The organism is Streptomyces sp. enrichment culture (genome assembly GCF_964273255.1).
GTDB lineage: Bacteria > Actinomycetota > Actinomycetes > Streptomycetales > Streptomycetaceae > Streptomyces.
Map to the genome: position 1 here is coordinate 1,543,291 of NZ_OZ186835.1, position 15,464 is coordinate 1,558,754.

Annotated in this window: 13 protein-coding genes; 4 read left to right on the forward strand and 9 right to left on the reverse strand. The window is 74.3% G+C overall.

Annotated features, from left to right (window positions below; translation table 11 throughout):
• The first annotated feature begins 126 nt into the window (after nt 1-126).
• The 4 genes from ACSU53_RS06640 to ACSU53_RS06655 all read left to right on the forward strand — a co-directional run bounded on the left by ACSU53_RS06640 (nt 127) and on the right by ACSU53_RS06655 (nt 5,819).
• Nucleotides 127-1,752 (forward strand): ABC transporter substrate-binding protein, encoded by a 1,626-nt coding sequence (locus ACSU53_RS06640; RefSeq protein WP_437025515.1) that lies wholly within the window; start codon nt 127-129, stop codon nt 1,750-1,752.
• An 82-nt stretch (nt 1,753-1,834) separates the two neighbouring features.
• The gene (locus ACSU53_RS06645) at nt 1,835-2,785 is read left to right on the forward strand and encodes an ABC transporter permease (protein ID WP_437025517.1); all 951 of its coding nucleotides are present in this window, start codon (nt 1,835-1,837) and stop codon (nt 2,783-2,785) included.
• Entirely contained in the window at nt 2,785-4,761 is a 1,977-nt protein-coding gene (locus ACSU53_RS06650) for a dipeptide/oligopeptide/nickel ABC transporter permease/ATP-binding protein (RefSeq protein ID WP_437025519.1), read from the forward strand. Before ACSU53_RS06645 ends, ACSU53_RS06650 begins: the two co-directional genes overlap by 1 nt.
• A 50-nt stretch (nt 4,762-4,811) precedes the next feature.
• Complete coding sequence (locus ACSU53_RS06655) at nt 4,812-5,819, forward strand: oligopeptide/dipeptide ABC transporter ATP-binding protein (RefSeq protein WP_437033060.1); 1,008 nt, start codon at nt 4,812-4,814, stop codon at nt 5,817-5,819.
• A 511-nt stretch (nt 5,820-6,330) separates the two neighbouring features.
• Here ACSU53_RS06655 and ACSU53_RS06660 read toward each other — a convergent pair.
• The 9 genes from ACSU53_RS06660 to ACSU53_RS06700 form a co-directional block, all read right to left on the reverse strand.
• Nucleotides 6,331-7,320 (reverse strand): alpha/beta hydrolase fold domain-containing protein, encoded by a 990-nt coding sequence (locus tag ACSU53_RS06660; protein ID WP_437025521.1) that lies wholly within the window; start codon nt 7,318-7,320, stop codon nt 6,331-6,333.
• Nucleotides 7,321-7,378: 58 nt separating this feature from the next.
• The gene (locus ACSU53_RS06665; RefSeq protein ID WP_437025523.1) at nt 7,379-7,987 is read right to left on the reverse strand and encodes a sigma-70 family RNA polymerase sigma factor; all 609 of its coding nucleotides are present in this window, start codon (nt 7,985-7,987) and stop codon (nt 7,379-7,381) included.
• A 310-nt stretch (nt 7,988-8,297) separates the two neighbouring features.
• Complete coding sequence (locus ACSU53_RS06670; RefSeq protein WP_437025524.1) at nt 8,298-9,062, reverse strand: hypothetical protein; 765 nt, start codon at nt 9,060-9,062, stop codon at nt 8,298-8,300.
• Nucleotides 9,063-9,191: 129 nt separating this feature from the next.
• Complete coding sequence (locus ACSU53_RS06675) at nt 9,192-10,208, reverse strand: ABC transporter substrate-binding protein (RefSeq protein ID WP_437025526.1); 1,017 nt, start codon at nt 10,206-10,208, stop codon at nt 9,192-9,194.
• A 15-nt stretch (nt 10,209-10,223) separates the two neighbouring features.
• On the reverse strand, nt 10,224-11,048 hold the full coding sequence (locus tag ACSU53_RS06680; protein WP_437025528.1) for an ABC transporter ATP-binding protein: 825 nt from the start codon (nt 11,046-11,048) through the stop codon (nt 10,224-10,226).
• Nucleotide 11,049: 1 nt separating this feature from the next.
• Complete coding sequence (locus ACSU53_RS06685; protein WP_437025530.1) at nt 11,050-12,102, reverse strand: FecCD family ABC transporter permease; 1,053 nt, start codon at nt 12,100-12,102, stop codon at nt 11,050-11,052.
• Nucleotides 12,099-13,397, reverse strand: coding sequence for an MFS transporter (locus ACSU53_RS06690; RefSeq protein WP_437025532.1), 1,299 nt, complete (start codon nt 13,395-13,397; stop codon nt 12,099-12,101). Before ACSU53_RS06690 ends, ACSU53_RS06685 begins: the two co-directional genes overlap by 4 nt.
• Nucleotides 13,394-14,245 carry a Rossmann-like domain-containing protein gene (locus ACSU53_RS06695; RefSeq protein WP_437025534.1) on the reverse strand — a complete coding sequence of 284 codons (852 nt, stop codon included), beginning with the start codon at nt 14,243-14,245 and terminating at the stop codon, nt 13,394-13,396. The genes ACSU53_RS06690 and ACSU53_RS06695 overlap by 4 nt, the downstream gene beginning before the upstream one ends.
• Nucleotide 14,246: 1 nt before the next feature.
• Nucleotides 14,247-15,272, reverse strand: coding sequence for a pyridoxal-phosphate dependent enzyme (locus ACSU53_RS06700; protein ID WP_437025535.1), 1,026 nt, complete (start codon nt 15,270-15,272; stop codon nt 14,247-14,249).
• Nucleotides 15,273-15,464: the final 192 nt, after the last annotated feature.

Consider the following 15,464-nt stretch of genomic DNA (forward strand, 5'->3'; position numbering starts at 1 on the left):
CGTTGCCCGGCTACGTTCCCACGCTATCAAGCATCAGACATCAGACGTCTGATGCGTCCGGTCGGGATACGTTCACGCCACCCCGTCCTACAGAATCAGCCATTCCGCATCTCATCCTCGCCCGTCATGACTCCCCGCCAGGAGGATTCCTTGTCCCCGCGCAGCGCAGCCGGCGTCGACCGCCGCACCTTCATGAGATACACCGGCGCCATCGGTGTGGCGACCGCGATCACCGCGAGCCTGTCCGCCTGCGGCGGCCCGGGCAGCACCGGGGACGACGCGGAGGGTTCCGGCTCCGGCAGCGGCACCGGCACCATCGAGGCCGGCCTGTCCTACCCCCTGTCCACCGGCTTCGACCCCATGATCACCTCGGGGGCGACGCCGTACGCCGCCAACATGCACATCTTCGAGGGCCTGGTCGACCTCGACCCGGCGACGCTCGTCGCCCGGCCGACGCTGGCCACCGCGATGCCCCAGAAGATCAACGCGACCACCTACCGGGCCACCCTGCGCAAGGGTGCCACGTTCCACGACGGCTCGCCGGTCACCTCCGAGGACGTGGTCTTCAGCTTCGAGCGGGTGCTCGACCCGAAGAACGCCTCGCTGATGGCCCAGTTCGTGCCCTTCATCGACCAGGTGAAGGCGCTCGACGAGCAGACGGTCGAGTTCAAGCTGAAGCACCCCTTCGCGCTGTTCCCCTCGCGCATCGCCGTGGTGCGGATCGTGCCGAAGAAGATCGCCGGCGCCGACCCCAAGGCGTTCGACGCCAAGCCGGTCGGCTCGGGCCCGTACCGCTTCGTGTCGGCGGTCCGCGAGGACAAGATCGTCATGGAGAAGTACGACAAGTACAACGGGCCGCATCCGGCCAAGGCCAAGAAGATGGTCTGGTACCTGATGTCCGACCCGTCGGCCCGGGTCAGCGCCCTGAGGTCCGGTCGCGTCCAAGCCATCGAGGACGTGCCCTACATCGACGTCAAGGGCTTCTCCGGCAAGGACAAGGTCGAGTCCGTCCAGTCCTTCGGCCTGCTGTTCCTGATGTTCAACACCAAGGACAAGCGCTTCACCGACAAGCGGGTGCGCCAGGCGCTGCACTACGCCCTGGACACCGAGAAGATCATCTCCACCGCGCTGCTGGGCAACGCCGAGGCCGCCAGCGGGTACGTGCCCGCCACCCACCCCGACTACCACAAGGCCGCCACCGTCTACGGCCACGACCCGGCGAAGGCCAAGAAGCTCCTGAAGGAGGCGGGCGTCGGCAAGCTCTCCTTCACGCTGCTGCTCACCGACACCGGCTGGGTCAAGGACATCGCGCCCCTGATCAAGGAGAGCTGGGCCGCCGTCGGCATCGACGCCAAGCTGGACATCGCCCAGTCCCCCGCCCAGTACGCCAAGGTCGACAAGGGCGACTTCGAGGCGCTGGCCGCGCCCGGCGACCCGTCGGTCTTCGGCAACGACGCCGACCTGCTGCTGCGCTGGTTCTACTACGGCTTCTGGCCGGAGAACCGGTACGGCTGGACGGGCTCCGCCGCCTACAAGAAGGTCAAGTCGCTGCTGGACAAGGCCGCTTCGGAGCCCGAGGAGGCCAAGCGCAAGGAGCTGTGGGCCGAGGTCACCGATCTGGTCGCCGACGAGGCGGCCCTCTACCCGGTGCTGCACCGCAAGCTGCCCACCGCGTGGAAGGACGGGACGCTGCCGGGCTTCAAGCCGCTGCCCACCACCGGCCTGTCCTTCGTCGACGTCGGCCGCGCCTGAGCCCCGCCCGCGCACTGCCGCCGGGCCGCCGCCCCCACCGGGACGGCGGCGGCCCGGCCCCCCAACCCCTAGGAACCTCACGATGGTTGCATTCCTCCGGCTCGCGCTGCGCCGCGTCGCGATGATGCCGGTGATGGTGCTCGGCATCGCGCTGCTGGTCTTCGTGGTGCTGCAGTTCTCACCGGTCGACCCCGCGTACAACGCGCTCGGGGACAGCGCGAGCCCCGAGGCGCGTGCCGCGTTCGCCGAGGCGCAGGGTCTCGACGACCCGCTGCCGGTCCGCTACTTTGCCTTCCTCACCGATCTGGTCCAGGGCGACCTCGGGGTCACCGTGCCCCCCAGCCAGCCCGTCGCCGACCGGATCGCCACCGCCTTCCCGCTCACCCTCCAGCTGACGCTGCTGGGTCTGTCGCTGGCCGTGGTGCTGGCCCTGGTCTTCGGCGTCCTCAGCGCCATGTACCGGGACCGCTGGCCCGACCAGGTCTTCCGCGTGCTGTCCATGGCCGGCATCGCCCTGCCCTCGTTCTGGCTCGGCGTGCTGCTGATCCAGCAGTTCGCGCTGAACATGCCGGTGTTCCCGACGGGCGGCTACGTCAACCCGGCCGACTCCTTCGGCGGCTGGCTGCAGAGCATGACACTGCCCGCGGTGGCCCTGGCCCTGCCGGTCGCCTCCTCGCTGGCCCGGCTGATCCGCACCGCCATGGTCACCGAACTCGACCGCGACTACGTGCGCACCGCGCGGGGCAGCGGCCTGCCCCCGTTCCTGATCATCCGGTCGGTGCTGCGCAACGCCCTGGTCACCCCGCTGACGGTGCTCGGCGTCAAGGTGGGCTACATGCTCAGCGGCGCCGTCGTCATCGAGGCGATCTTCGACCTGCCCGGCATGGGGAAGCTGATCCTGGAGGGGGTCACCGGGGGTGACGTCGGGCTGGTGCAGGGCACCGTGCTCACCATCGCCGTGGCCTTCCTGGTGGTCAACGTCGTCGTCGATCTGCTCTACCTGCTCGTCAACCCGCGCATCAGGACGGTGTGATGTTCGCCCCACGCTCCCTCGCCGAGCGGCTCAGGCCCGGCACCCGCCTGCGCCGACTGCCCGTCCCCTCCCGCATCGCTCTCGGGGTCCTTCTCGTCGTCGTGCTGGCCGCGGTCTTCGCGCCGCTGCTCACCCAGGACCCGCTCGCCACCGGAACCCCCGCCCAGGGGCCGGACGGCGACCACTGGTTCGGCACCGACCGGGCCGGCCGCGACGTGTTCGCCCGGGTGGTGCACGGTGCGCGCTACTCCCTCGTCATCGGCCTCGGCGCGACGCTCCTCGCGCTGGTCATCGGCTCGGTGCTGGGCTCGCTGGCCGCCACCTCCCGCAAGTTCGCCGACGAGTCGGTGATGCGCACGCTCGACGTCATCATGTCGTTCCCGCCCATCGCCCTGGCCGCCGTGCTGGTCGCGGTGTTCGGACCGAGCGTCCCGGTGATCATCTTCACCATCGCGTTCGTCTACTCGCCCTCCCTGGCCCGCGTGGTCCGGGCCAACGTGCTGGAGCAGTACGGCGAGGACTACGTCGCCGCGGAACAGGTCATCGGCGCCCGCCGCCACTTCATCGTGGCCCGGCACGTCGCCATCAACTGCGCCGCCCCGGTGCTGGTGTTCGCGACCGTCATGGTCGCCGACTCGATCATCTTCGAGGCGAGCCTGTCCTTCATCGGCGCCGGTGTGCAGGACCCCGACCCCAGCTGGGGCAGCGTGCTGGCGTACGGCCGGCAGATCCTGCTGTCCGGCGGCTGGTGGGCGACCCTCTTCCCGGGCCTGTGCCTGCTGATCACGGTGCTGGCGCTCAACGTCCTCTCCGAGGGCATGACGGACGCCGCCGCCTCCCCGGACAAGGCCCGCGCCGACGGCGGCGACACCGCCGAGAAGACCGTCACCGAGGCCGCCCCGGCCGCCGAGCGCGCCGACGTGGACGCCGCCCTGGAGCGCCTCGCCACCCGCCTGGAGGCCATGGAACCCTCGGTGCCCCCGCTGGCCGAGGACGCGGCCGACCTGCTGGTGGTGCGCGACCTGACGATCCGCTTCCCCGACCGCTACGGCGACACCCGCGTCGTCGACGGCATCTCCTTCACCGTGCGCGAGGGCGAGACCCTCGGCCTGGTGGGCGAGTCCGGCTGCGGCAAGTCCATCACCAGCCTCGCGGTCATGGGCCTGCTGGCCCGCAACGCCGAGGCGGAGGGCGAGATCCTCTACCGGGGCCGCGACCTGCTGACGCTGTCGCCGAAGGAACGCCGGGCGCTGATGGGCCCGGAGATCGCGATGGTCTACCAGGACGCCATGTCCTCGCTGAACCCGTCGGTGCTCATCGGCACCCAGCTGAAGCGGCTCACCTCGCGCGGCGGCACCCGGACCCCGTCCGAGCTGCTGGAACTGGTCGGGCTGTCGCCCGAGCGGACCCTGCGCAGCTACCCGCACGAGCTGTCCGGCGGCCAGCGCCAGCGCGTGCTCATCGCCATGGCGCTCTCCCGCAGCCCGCGGCTGCTCATCGCCGACGAGCCGACGACGGCGCTCGACGTCACGGTGCAGGCCCAGGTCGTGGAGCTGCTGGTGAAGCTGCGCGACGAGCTCGGCTTCGCCATGGTCCTGGTCTCGCACGACCTGGCCCTGGTCGGCGACCTCGCCCACCGGGTCGCCGTGATGTACGCCGGCCAGGTCGCCGAGGCGGGTCACACCCGTGCCCTGCTCACCGATCCGGCGCACCACTACAGCCGGGGGCTGCTCGGCTCCGTCGTCTCGCTGGAGGCGGGCGCGGAGCGGCTGCACCAGATCCGCGGTGTCGTGCCGGCCCCCAAGGCGTTCGGCGCCGGCTGCCGGTTCGCCTCCCGCTGCCCCGCCGCCACCGAGCTGTGCGCCACCACCCCGCCGCCGGCCACCGACCGGGACGGCGCGCAGGACCACCTGTTCGCCTGCCACCACCCGGCGCCGGTGCGCCCGCCGGCCAAGTCGCTGGAAGGTGCCCGATGACCGTCACCGAGGACACCCCGATGGAACCGCTGGAGACCGCGACCGACCCGATCGTCCGCCTCGACGGCATCCACGTGCGGCACAAGGCGCGCAGCGGCGGCATCCTGCGCCGGGACGCCGTGCACGCGCTGACCGACGCCTCCCTCCAGGTGCGGCGCGGTGAGATCCTCGGGCTGGTCGGCGAGTCGGGCTGCGGCAAGTCCACGCTGGCCCGGGTCGTCACCGGGCTGCAGAAGCCCACCGAGGGCCACGTGTACTTCAAGGGCCAGGACCTGTGGCGGATGCCCGCCCCGGAACGCCGCGACCGGTTCGGTTCCAGCGTGGGCGTGGTCTTCCAGGACCCGTCCACCGCGCTCAACCCGCGCCTGCCGGTGCGGCGGATCCTGCGCGACCCGCTGGACGTGCACCGGCGCGGGACCCGGGAGGAACGCGAGCGGCGCGTGACGGAGCTGCTCGACCTGGTCGGCCTGCCCGGCCACACCCTGGAGGCGCTGCCCGGTCAGCTCTCCGGCGGTCAGCGCCAGCGGGTGGCCATCGCCCGGGCGCTGGCCCTGGAGCCGGAGCTGATCGTCGCCGACGAGCCGACCAGCGCGCTGGACGTGTCGGTGCGCGCGCAGATCCTCAACCTGCTGGTGGACCTGCGCGCCCGGCTCGGTCTGGCGATGGTGTTCATCTCGCACGACGTGCAGACGGTGCGCTACCTGGCCGACCGCATCGCGGTGCTGTACCTGGGCCGCGTGGTGGAGGAGGGGAGGTCCGCGCAGGTGTCCGGCGCCTCCCGCCACCCGTACACCGAGGCCCTGCTGTCGGCGACGCCGAGCCTGCTGGAGCGGCCCGACCGCATCGTCCTGCACGGCCCGGTCCCGTCGGCCACCAACCCGCCCTCGGGCTGTCCGTTCCGCACCCGCTGCTGGAAAGCGGACGACGCGTGCGCGCAGTCGTTCCCGGCCGCGACGGACGGCCCGGACGGCCACCGCTGGCACTGCGTCCATCCGCAGCCGGGCGACGGCCCCGTGCCGGTGCCCGCACCGGAGGTCCCGGCGGTGAAGGGCGCCTGACCGCCCGCCGGACGGCGTGCGCTCTCCCGCGCGCCGTCCGGTGGGTCACCGGGCCCCGCAGTCCCGGCCACCCGTCACCGGTGGCGCGGGGCCCGGTCTGTCCTTCCGGCCCCAGGGGCCCCGCGCGCGGACGTTCGCCGCCCGTCACGGCCGGCGGCGCGGCGCCGGCCGGTCCCCTGGCCGGCCGCGCGGACGCCGCCCCGCCGTCCGGTGGCGTGCTGGAGCACAGCGGTCCGGTGGCTCCCGGCGGCACCGAACACGCCGACCTGTCGGCCCAGTCGGCGCCGTCGCGCCGCTCACCTCCCCCGCACGGCGGTCGTCACCTCCGCACGACCCGTCACGACCGGGCGATGTCCCTGCTCGGCACCTCGGACCCGGTCACCGCGTCCTCGAACCCCACCGTGTCGCCGAACGAGGGACCGTCCGCGGTTCTCCGTGCGGCAGCGCGGCACCCTCTCCACCGCCCCCTGACCAGGCGGTCGCCACCCCGTACCGGCCGGGCATCCGCCGGTCAGTCCGACGGGTCCCGGCCGCCGGACGGGGCGCGCAGGCGGTCCACGACGACCGACCGGGCCCGCGCGCCGTCCCGGGTGGGGGTGAGCGGGTAGACGTGCACGGCCCCCCGCGCCTCGTGGAGTTCGACGTCCACCCCCGCGGCCCGCGCCCGGTCGGCGAACAGCCGGGCGTCGGGGTGGAGGATGTCGTGCGTGCCGCTGAACAGCGTCACCGGGCCCAGACCGCGCGGGTCGGCCGCGAGGGGGCTGACCATCGGGTCGGACGTGGGCAGGCCGCCCCGCCAGTGGTCGGCGAACACCCGCAGGCCGGGCCGGGCCAGCCAGGGGTCGTACGGCTGCACGGCGTCGATGCCCGGGTGGGTGAACGACAGGTCCAGGGCGGGTGAGACGAGCACGGTGCGCCGCGCGACCGTCCGGTGGGTCTCGCGCAGCAGCACCGCCGTGGACAGCGCGATCTGCCCGCCCGCCGAGTCCCCCGCCAGCGCGGTGGCGCCGTGCCGTTCCCGCACGGTGAGGAACAGGCCGACCATCGCCGGGACGACATCGGCGACGGTGGCGAACGGGAGCAGGGGGTGGACCGGTACGACGACGTGCGTGCCCGCCTCGGCCGCGATCCGCGCCGCCAGGCGCCAGTGCGGGGCGACGATCTCGTTCACCCAGGCGCCGCCGTGCACGTACACCACGGCACCCCGGGCGCCGCCCGCGGCGGGTCCCAGGGTGTAGACGGGCCAGCTCCGCCACCGCTCCACGGACACGGTCACGTCCGCGCGCAGCCGCCGGGGCGGCCCGTACGGGCGGGGCCGCAGCGTCCGCTCGCGCAGGTGCCGCCGCGCGCCCTCGGCGGTGACGTACCGCCGGTTGGTCCCGGTCAGCCGCAGGTGCAGCGGGACGAGCGGGCGGGGGACCACCGGCTCCGGCCGCCACCGGGACACCGGGGTCGCGCCGGCCGGGCCGGGGCCATCGGTCGCGCTGTGTCTGCTGGTCATGGAACCGCCTCTCGTTCCCCGGGGCACGGGTCACCGCCGTCGTCGCAGAACCGTCACATCACGGCGCCTCCGCGTCCAGGGCGCAGGGCCGTTCCGCCTCGTCCAGCCACCGGGCCAGCGCGGTGCGGGCGCGGCTGACCCGGGAACGCACCGTGCCGACGGGGCAGTCGGTGACGGCGGCGGCCTCCGCGTAGGGCAGGCCGAGCAGTTGGGTCAGCACGAACGCCCGGCGCCGGTCGGCGGGCAGCGCGTCCAGCAGGCCGCCGAGGGCGACTCCCTCGTCGAAGCCGGGCAGGCCGCGCGGCTGGGCGCCCTCGACGGCGGCGGCCCAGTCCTCGGTGTCGGCGGACCGGGGGCGGCACGCGGTGTGCCGGATGCTGTCGGCCAGCGTGCGGCGGGCGATCGACAGCAGCCAGGTGCGGGCGGAGGAACGGGCCTCGAACCGGTGCAGGCCGCCGAGGGCGCGCAGGAAGGTGTCCTGCGCCAGGTCGTCGACGCTCTGCGGGTCGGCGCCGAGGAACAGCAGGAAGCACCGGACGTCCCGGTGCAGGGCCCGTACGAGGTGGTCCACCGCGTCGGGGTCGCCGCTCCGGGCGGCCAGTGCCCAGGCGGTCGTGGTCTCGTCGTGGGGCCGTGCCGGTGGCGGCACGAGGGCAGGGGTGGTCACGTGGGTGTCCTTCCGGGCGGTCCGGGTTCCGGGCCCTCGGCCGGCCGCCGGGCGGTCGCGTGACGGGTGCGTGCGCGCGGGGGCACGCCGCACGGGCACGGCGGCGCCCGGGCCGCGGGCACGCCGGTGCGCGGGCACCGGGCGGCCGTCCACGGCACGTCGGGGCCGGTGAGGGGTGGTGTGAGGGGGCGGCCGGGCACGGTGGTGCGCGGCCGGTGCCCGGGGCGCGACCGGTGGTTCGGGCGGCACCGGCCGCGCGGCCGACGCACGTCGGCGGCGGCGGGCCGCGGCCCCGGGGATCCGGCTGTCGTCAGGCGACAGCGAGCCGGGCCGGCGGCCCCCGGGAGGTGATCGCGTGGGTGAGGAGCAGCAGGCGCGGGACGCGGTCCGCGCCCGTGGTGCGCCGGGGCCCGCGCGGACGCTCCGGCGGCGCGGGGAGCCGGGGCGGCGGGCGCAGGGGCGTCAGCAGCAGTCCGGCCACGGCCCGCACGAGGCGGAAGGCGGCGCGCTCACCGTGCGCCAGCCACAGGCCGCACAGCAGTGCGGCCAGCAGGTGGGCGGCGAGCATGCCGGACGGGGAGAGCCCGGCCGCGCCGTGGTCCAGGACCGGACCGGGGACGGAGGCGAGCGCGTCCAGGTGCTCCGCCCCCGGGTCGTGCCCGCGGTGGCCGGCGTGGGCTGCGTGGCCGGCGTGGGCCGAGGCCCCGGCGGGGCCGGGCGCCGGGAGGTGGTGGCCGGCCGGGCCGGCGGCCGCGGCGCACAGCAGGTGGTCCAGCCAGCGCCCGAGCAGCGTGTCACCGCCCGCCCGTGGGGGGCCGGTCAACGCCTGGGCGAGCGAGAACCCTGCGTGCAGGGCCGCCTGCGCGACGACGGTGACGGCACCCACGAGCACCGGCCCGCGCTCCCGTCCGGCGAGCCACCAGGCCGCGCCGCCACTGACCGCCGCGCCGGCGGTCAGGGCCCACCCGGGCACCGCCGCGCCGGACATCAGCGTGTGGCCGAGCGCGGCGAGCAGCACACAGACGGCCGCGAACACCGCGGCCCGCACCGTGCGCGCTGCCCACCCTGCCCTCATCGAGGTCACATCCTCGCATCCGGATCACGCGCCCACCGGGAGTACGGACGGTTCCCGGTCCCCGCTCGGCCGGGCGGGTGTGACGCTCCGCACGGCGGGCCCGGAAGCGGGCGACGGGCCCCGGGGGGCTCAGCCGGAGAGCGTGCGCAGGTACGCCGCGAACTTCTCCAGCCCGTCGACGGTGCGCGGGCCGCTGATGCCCTCGTTGTAGTCGAGGACGAAGAAGTTGCCCTTCCGGACGGCGGGCAGGTCCCGCGTGTGGGGGGAGGTCCGCAGGAACTCGATCTTCTTCTCGGCGGGCTTGTCCCCGTAGTCGAGGATCATGACGACCTCCGGCTCGGAGCGGGCCACGGCCTCCCAGGTGACCTGGGTCCAGCGCTGGTCGAGCCCGTCGAAGACGTTGCGGGCGCCCGCGATGCGCATGATCTCGTTCGGCGGCACCTGGTTGCCCGCGGTGAAGGGCTGGTCGGTGCCCGAGTCGTAGAGGAAGACGGGGAGCCGGGCGCCGTTGGCGGGCGCCCCGTCGGCGACGGCCTCGACCCGCTTGCGCAGCCCGGCCACCACCCGCCGGGCGCGGTCCTCCACGCGGAAGATGGTGCCGAGCCGTTCGAGGTCGGTGTAGAGCGCTTCGAAGGGGCGCATCCGCTCGGGATGGCCCGGGTAGTTGAAGCAGCTCTCGGTGTGCAGGAAGCTCTGGATGCCCAGCTTGTCGAGGATCTCGGGGGTGATGCCCCGCTCGTCCTTGAAGCCGGAGTTCCAGCCGGCCACCACGAGGTCGGCGCGGGCCTCGACGACCACTTCCTTGTTGAGGAGGTCGTCGCTGAGCATCTTCACCCGGGCGTACTCCGACGCCCACGGCGACTCGCTCACCGGCGGGTTGGCGGGCGGCATGACGTAGCCGTGCACGTGGTCGGTCAGGCCGAGGGCGAACAGCTTGTCGGCGCTGCCGCCCTCGTAGGCCACGGCCCGCCGCGGCACCGTGTATTCCACGGGTTCGCCGCAGCGCTTGACGGTGACGGTCTCCGCGGTGGACCCGGCCTCGGGCCTCACCTCGGCTCCGCAGGCGTTGAGCAGCAGGGTGGCCGCGACGGCGGAGCCGACGGCGGCCCGGCGCCGGGCCGGACGGGAGGAGCGGGGGGTGCGCATGATGGGAGTGCCCTTTCAGGTGGAGGTGTCGTTCAGGCCGTCGTTCGGGCCGTCGCCCAGGCCGTCGTTCGGCCCGGAGCCGAGTGCGAACAGCAGTTGCGGGCGGCCGGTGAGGGGGTGCGGGACCACGTCGGCCCGGACCCCGAAGACGTCGTGGATCCGCTCCGGGGTCAGGACGTCGGCGGGGCTCCCGGCGGCGACCAGGCGCCCGGCCGAGAGCACGCCGAGGCGGTCGCAGGCGGCCGCGGCGAGGTTGAGGTCGTGCAGCACGACGAGGACGGTGAGCCCCGAGCCGCGCAGCAGGGAGAGCAGGTCGAGCTGGTGCCGCAGGTCAAGGTGGTTGGTGGGCTCGTCCAGGACGAGGATCTCCGGTTCCTGGACGAGGGCGCGGGCCAGCAGCACGCGCCGGAGTTCGCCGCCCGAGAGGGTGAGGACGCCGCGCCGGGCGAGGCCGCCGATGCCCAGCCGGTCCATGACCCGCTCGCACAACTCCCGTTCCCGTGCCCCGAGGGCCCGGTTGCCCGGCAGGTGGGGCGCCCGGCCGAGGGCGACGACCTCCTCCACGGTGAAGTCGAGGTCGACCGCGCCCTCCTGGGTCATGGCGGCGACGATCCGCGCGGCGCGGCGCACCGGCAGCCGGGCGAGGTCCTCCCCGCCGGCCAGGACCGTGCCGGAGGTGGGGCGCAGGGCCCGGTACACGCACCGCAGGGCGGTCGACTTGCCGCTGCCGTTCGGCCCGACGAGGCCCACGACGCTGCCGTCGGGCACCTCCAGGGACAACTCGCGCACCAGGCTGCGGCCGTCGGTCACCACCGACAGCCCGTTCAGTCGCAGGTCCATCTCAGGTGCCCCCGAACAGGTACTGGCGGCGCCGCATCAGGGTCACGAAGACCGGCACCCCGACCAGGGCGGTGATCACGCCGAGCGGCAGCTCCCTGGGGGCCACCACGGTCCGGGCCGCCAGGTCGGCCCACACCATGAACACGGCACCGGCGAGCGGCGCCACGGTGAGCACCCGGGCGTGGCCGGCCCCGGCCACCATGCGCACCACGTGCGGCAGCACCAGGCCCACGAAGGCGATGGCGCCGCTGACGGCGACCATCACGCCGGTGACCAGGGAGACCAGGACGAGGAGTCCCTTGCGGTGCCGGTCGGGATCGACGCCCAGGCTCGCCGCCGTCTCGTCGCCCAGGGCCAGTACGTCCAGGGCCCTGCCGTGCCGGCGCAGCACCGCCACGCCGAGCAGCACGACGGCGGCCACGACGGGCAGGGCCCCCCAGGTGGCGGCGCCGAAGCTGCCCATGGTCCAGTACAGGACCGTGCTCGTGGCCTCGCCGTCGGGCACGGTGTAGACGATCAGGCTCATCACGGCCTGGAAGCCGAGCGCCATCGCCACACCGGTCAGCACCAGCCGCAGCGGGGAGAGCGTCCCGCGGCGCAGGGCGGCGGCGTACACCAGCAGCGACGCCGCCAGCGCGCCGAGGAAGGCGCCGGCCGACACGGCGTGGACGCCCAGCGCGGCGAGCCCCCCGGTGACGGTCACCGCGACGGCGCCGACGGACGCCCCGGAGGAGACGCCGAGGACGAAGGGGTCGGCGAGCGCGTTGCGCACCAGCGCCTGGATGGCGACCCCGACCGCGCTCAGTCCGGCGCCCACGAGCGCGGCCAGCAGCACCCGCGGGGTGCGGATCTGCCAGATGATCTGATGGGTGGTCACTTCCTCGGCCGTGATGGTGCCGCCGCTGAGTGCCGCCCACAGGTGGCGGGCGGTCTCGGCGGGGGTGATCACCGCTGCGCCGAGGCCGACGGCCACGACGACGGAGGCGAGCAGCACCGCCGTCAGCCCGGCGCAGGCCGCGAGGAGTCCGCCCCGGGTGGCGAGCCGTCCCCTCATGGCGTCCGCCCCGGGTCCTGATCCTGCTCCTCCGGCTCGTCCGGGCGGGTGCGGACGACCAGCAGGGCGGCGCCGAGCGCGACGGCCACGAGGGCGCCGAAGACGGTGGCGATGCCCGCGTCGCCGGCCAGGGCGAGGCCCGCGCCGCCGAGGGCCGCGCCGGCGAAGACGCCGAGGCTCTGCCCCGCCGCGTTCAGGCTCAGCGCGGCGCCGCGCCGGGCTCCGCAGCGCCGCACGAGCAGGCTCACGGCGCAGGCGGCGACGACGGCGTGGCTCGCGGCGTGCAGCGCGGTGAGCGCGAGGGCGAGCGGCAACCGGTCGGTGGCGTAGAAGGCGACGACCGAGGCCAGGGACGTCAACAGGCCCACGACGAGGAGCCGTTCGGTGCTCAGGCGGGGGGTGGCGGAGTTGGTGATCCGTCCGGTGAGCAGGTTGCTGACGAAGTACGCGGTGCCGCTGAGCGTCCACACGAGGGCGAAGACGGCGGGGCCGAGCCCGAACCGTTCGTCGTAGTGGGCGGCCAGGTAGGCGAGGTACCCCATGAACACGGCGGTGCGCAGCAGGGAGACGAGCAGCAGCGGCACCGCGCCGGGGACGGCCACGAGTCCGCGGAACGAGGCCAGGTAGCCGGGGTGCCGGGCGGCCTCGGCACCCGGGCGGTCCCCGTCCGCCTCGCGCCGGCCGCGGGTCAGGACGACCGCGGCGAGCACGAGGCAGGCGGCGGCCACGGCGAGGAGGTCGCCCTGCCAGCCCCACAACAGGGCGGGCAGCGCGACGGCCGGTGCGGCGAGCATCGCGGTCATCGACTGGGTGGCGGTGACCAGGGTCGCCGCCCGCCCGGCCGCCGGCCCGTCGCCGTACCGGTCGGCGGCCGCGGCGGTGAGGGCCGGGTTCAGTACGGCGGTGCTCGCGCCGACGAGCAGGCAGAAGGCGGCCAGCAGCACGAAGTCGCCGCTCGCGCCCAGCGCCGCCGACGCGCCGAGGACGACGAGCGCGCCCGCCGCCGCCCGGTCGCGGCGCACCCGGTCGAGGAACGGGGCGAGGGCGGTGCCGACCAGGAGGGCGGCCAGCCCGCCGAGTCCGCGCAGGCCGCCGACGGCGGCGACGCCGCTGCCGGCGCGGTCGGCGATGGGGACGAGGTAGGTGCTGAAGACGGTGAACGGCAGCAGTCCGACGGCGGAGGCCAGCAGTACCGGCCACAGGGCGCGGGCCATCACGAGGTCGCCCGGCAGGGGGTCCTTGCCCGGCGAAGTCCCCGCGCCCGCCCCGGGGTTGCGGGAGGCGTCGGTGTTCACGGGCCGTCCTCGCCGGGGAGTGCGGGGGCCGGGCGGCCGGTCCGGTAGCGGTACATCGTCGTGGGCTCGGCGCTGAACTGGGAGAACGGGAAGGGCTCGGCGTTCAGGGCGGTGACGCCGCGGGAGAGGAAGGCGCGGGCGACGGCGCTGCCGGTCTGGGCGTAGACGACGAGGGGGACGTCCTGGTCCCGGCAGTGTTCGAGGACGAGGTCGAAGGTGCCGTTGCTCAGGGTCATGCCGGTGGCGACGACGGCGTCGGCCGCGGCGAGCACCTCGGTCATGTCGTCGGTGACCGGCTCGCCCCACTGCGTGGTGCGCAGGTTGAGGTCGCAGGGCAGGCAGACGCCGCCCCGCTCGTGTATCGCGGTGATGAGCGGGTTGACCACGCCGATGAGGGCGACCTTGGCGCCCGGCGCGATGTCGAGCAGGGAGGCGACGGCGGCGTCCCGGGCGCGGGCCCGGACCTCCGGGGTGCCGGCGGGCAGGGCGACGGGTTCGGCGCCGGGCGCCTCCCGGTGGGGTGTGACGTGGGACAGGTAGGCGTCGAGCGCGGCGGTCCGGACGGGGGTCGCCGGGTGCCGCAGCAGCGCGGCGAGGGTGTGTCCGGAGGCGTTCTCGCAGATGTCGGGGGCGAGTTCGCCGGCCTCGAAGGCGCAGGCGCCGAAGACGGGTCCGGTCCGCAGAACGAAGTAGTGGTTGTGGTAGGTGACATCGCCGCCGGCCAGCCGGGTGGTGTGGTAGATCCGGAAGGCGCTGGTGACGTGCAGGGCGTGGGGGTCGGGTCCGTGGGCGCCGGCCAGGACGGCGTCGGTCAGGGCGGCCACGGTGCGCGGCTCGGGGTGGGGCATGTCAGTCTCTCCGGTCGGCGGGGCGGGGGGAGTCCGGCAGGCGCAGGTCGGCTCGGGCCGCGGTGGACCAGGGGCGCCGCAGGTCGCGCAGGTCGGTGATCTCGTGCGGTTTCAGGGCGTCGGGGTCCTTCGCCTCGCGGTGCCGGGCGTAGGCGTCGTCGACGTAGCGGTGGCCGGTGTCGGGCGCGATGAAGACGTGGGTGCGGGCGCCGTCCCGGCGGCGTTCCCAGTGGGCGGCGAGGTGGGCGGCACCGGTGGACAGGCCGGCGAAGATGCCGGTGTCCCGGAGCAGTTGGACGGCACCGGAGAGGGCGCAGTCGAAGCCGACCCAGTGGATCCGGTCGTAGAGCGCGTGGCGGACGTTGCGGAACTCGATGGCGCTGCCGATCCCGGCGATGATCATGTCGGGGTCCGTCACGTGCTGCGCGCCGAAGGTGACGCTCCCGAAGGGCTGGACGCCGACCAGCGACACGTCGCGGCCGGCCTCGCGCAGCCAGGTGGCGAGGGCACCGGTGGAGGCGCCGGAACCGACTCCGCCCACCAGCGTCAGGGGGACGCCGGGGATCTCCCGGTCGATCCGTGCGGCCACTTCGCGGTAGCCGAGGTAGTGGATGTCGTCGTGGTACTGGCGCATCCAGTGGTACGTGGGGTTGCGGTCCAGGATCTCGGCGACGCGCCGCACCCGGGACTCCTGGTCGAGGCGCAGGTCCTGGGAGGGCCGGACCTGTTCCAGGGTGGCGCCGAGGATCTCCAGCTGGACGCGCAGGGTGTGGTCGACGGTGGTGGAGCCCACGATGTGGCACTTCATCCCGTACCGGTGGCAGGCGAGGGCGAGCGCGTGGGCGTAGATGCCGCTGGAGCTGTCGACGAGCGTGTCACCGGGGCGGACGGCGCCGGTCTCCAGGAGGTGGCGCACCGCCCCGAGGGCCGAGTGGAGCTTCATGCTCTCGAAGCGGAGACACACCAAGTCCGGTTGCAGCGAGATGAGATCCGGTCTCTTGACCGCCTCCGCGATGTGCGGGTCCATGCCGGTCCTCCTGTCTGGTCGGCGACGGGACCGGCGTGAGCATCACATCAAATGAAAATGATTGTCAACATCGAAAGAGTCGGTAGCACGAGCGCCGGCCAGCGGACGGAACCCGGGGTTGCCCACTCCGGCCCCACTCGCGTACAAATGATTTTCACTTTCATCTATGACGGCTGACACCCCATCACGGAG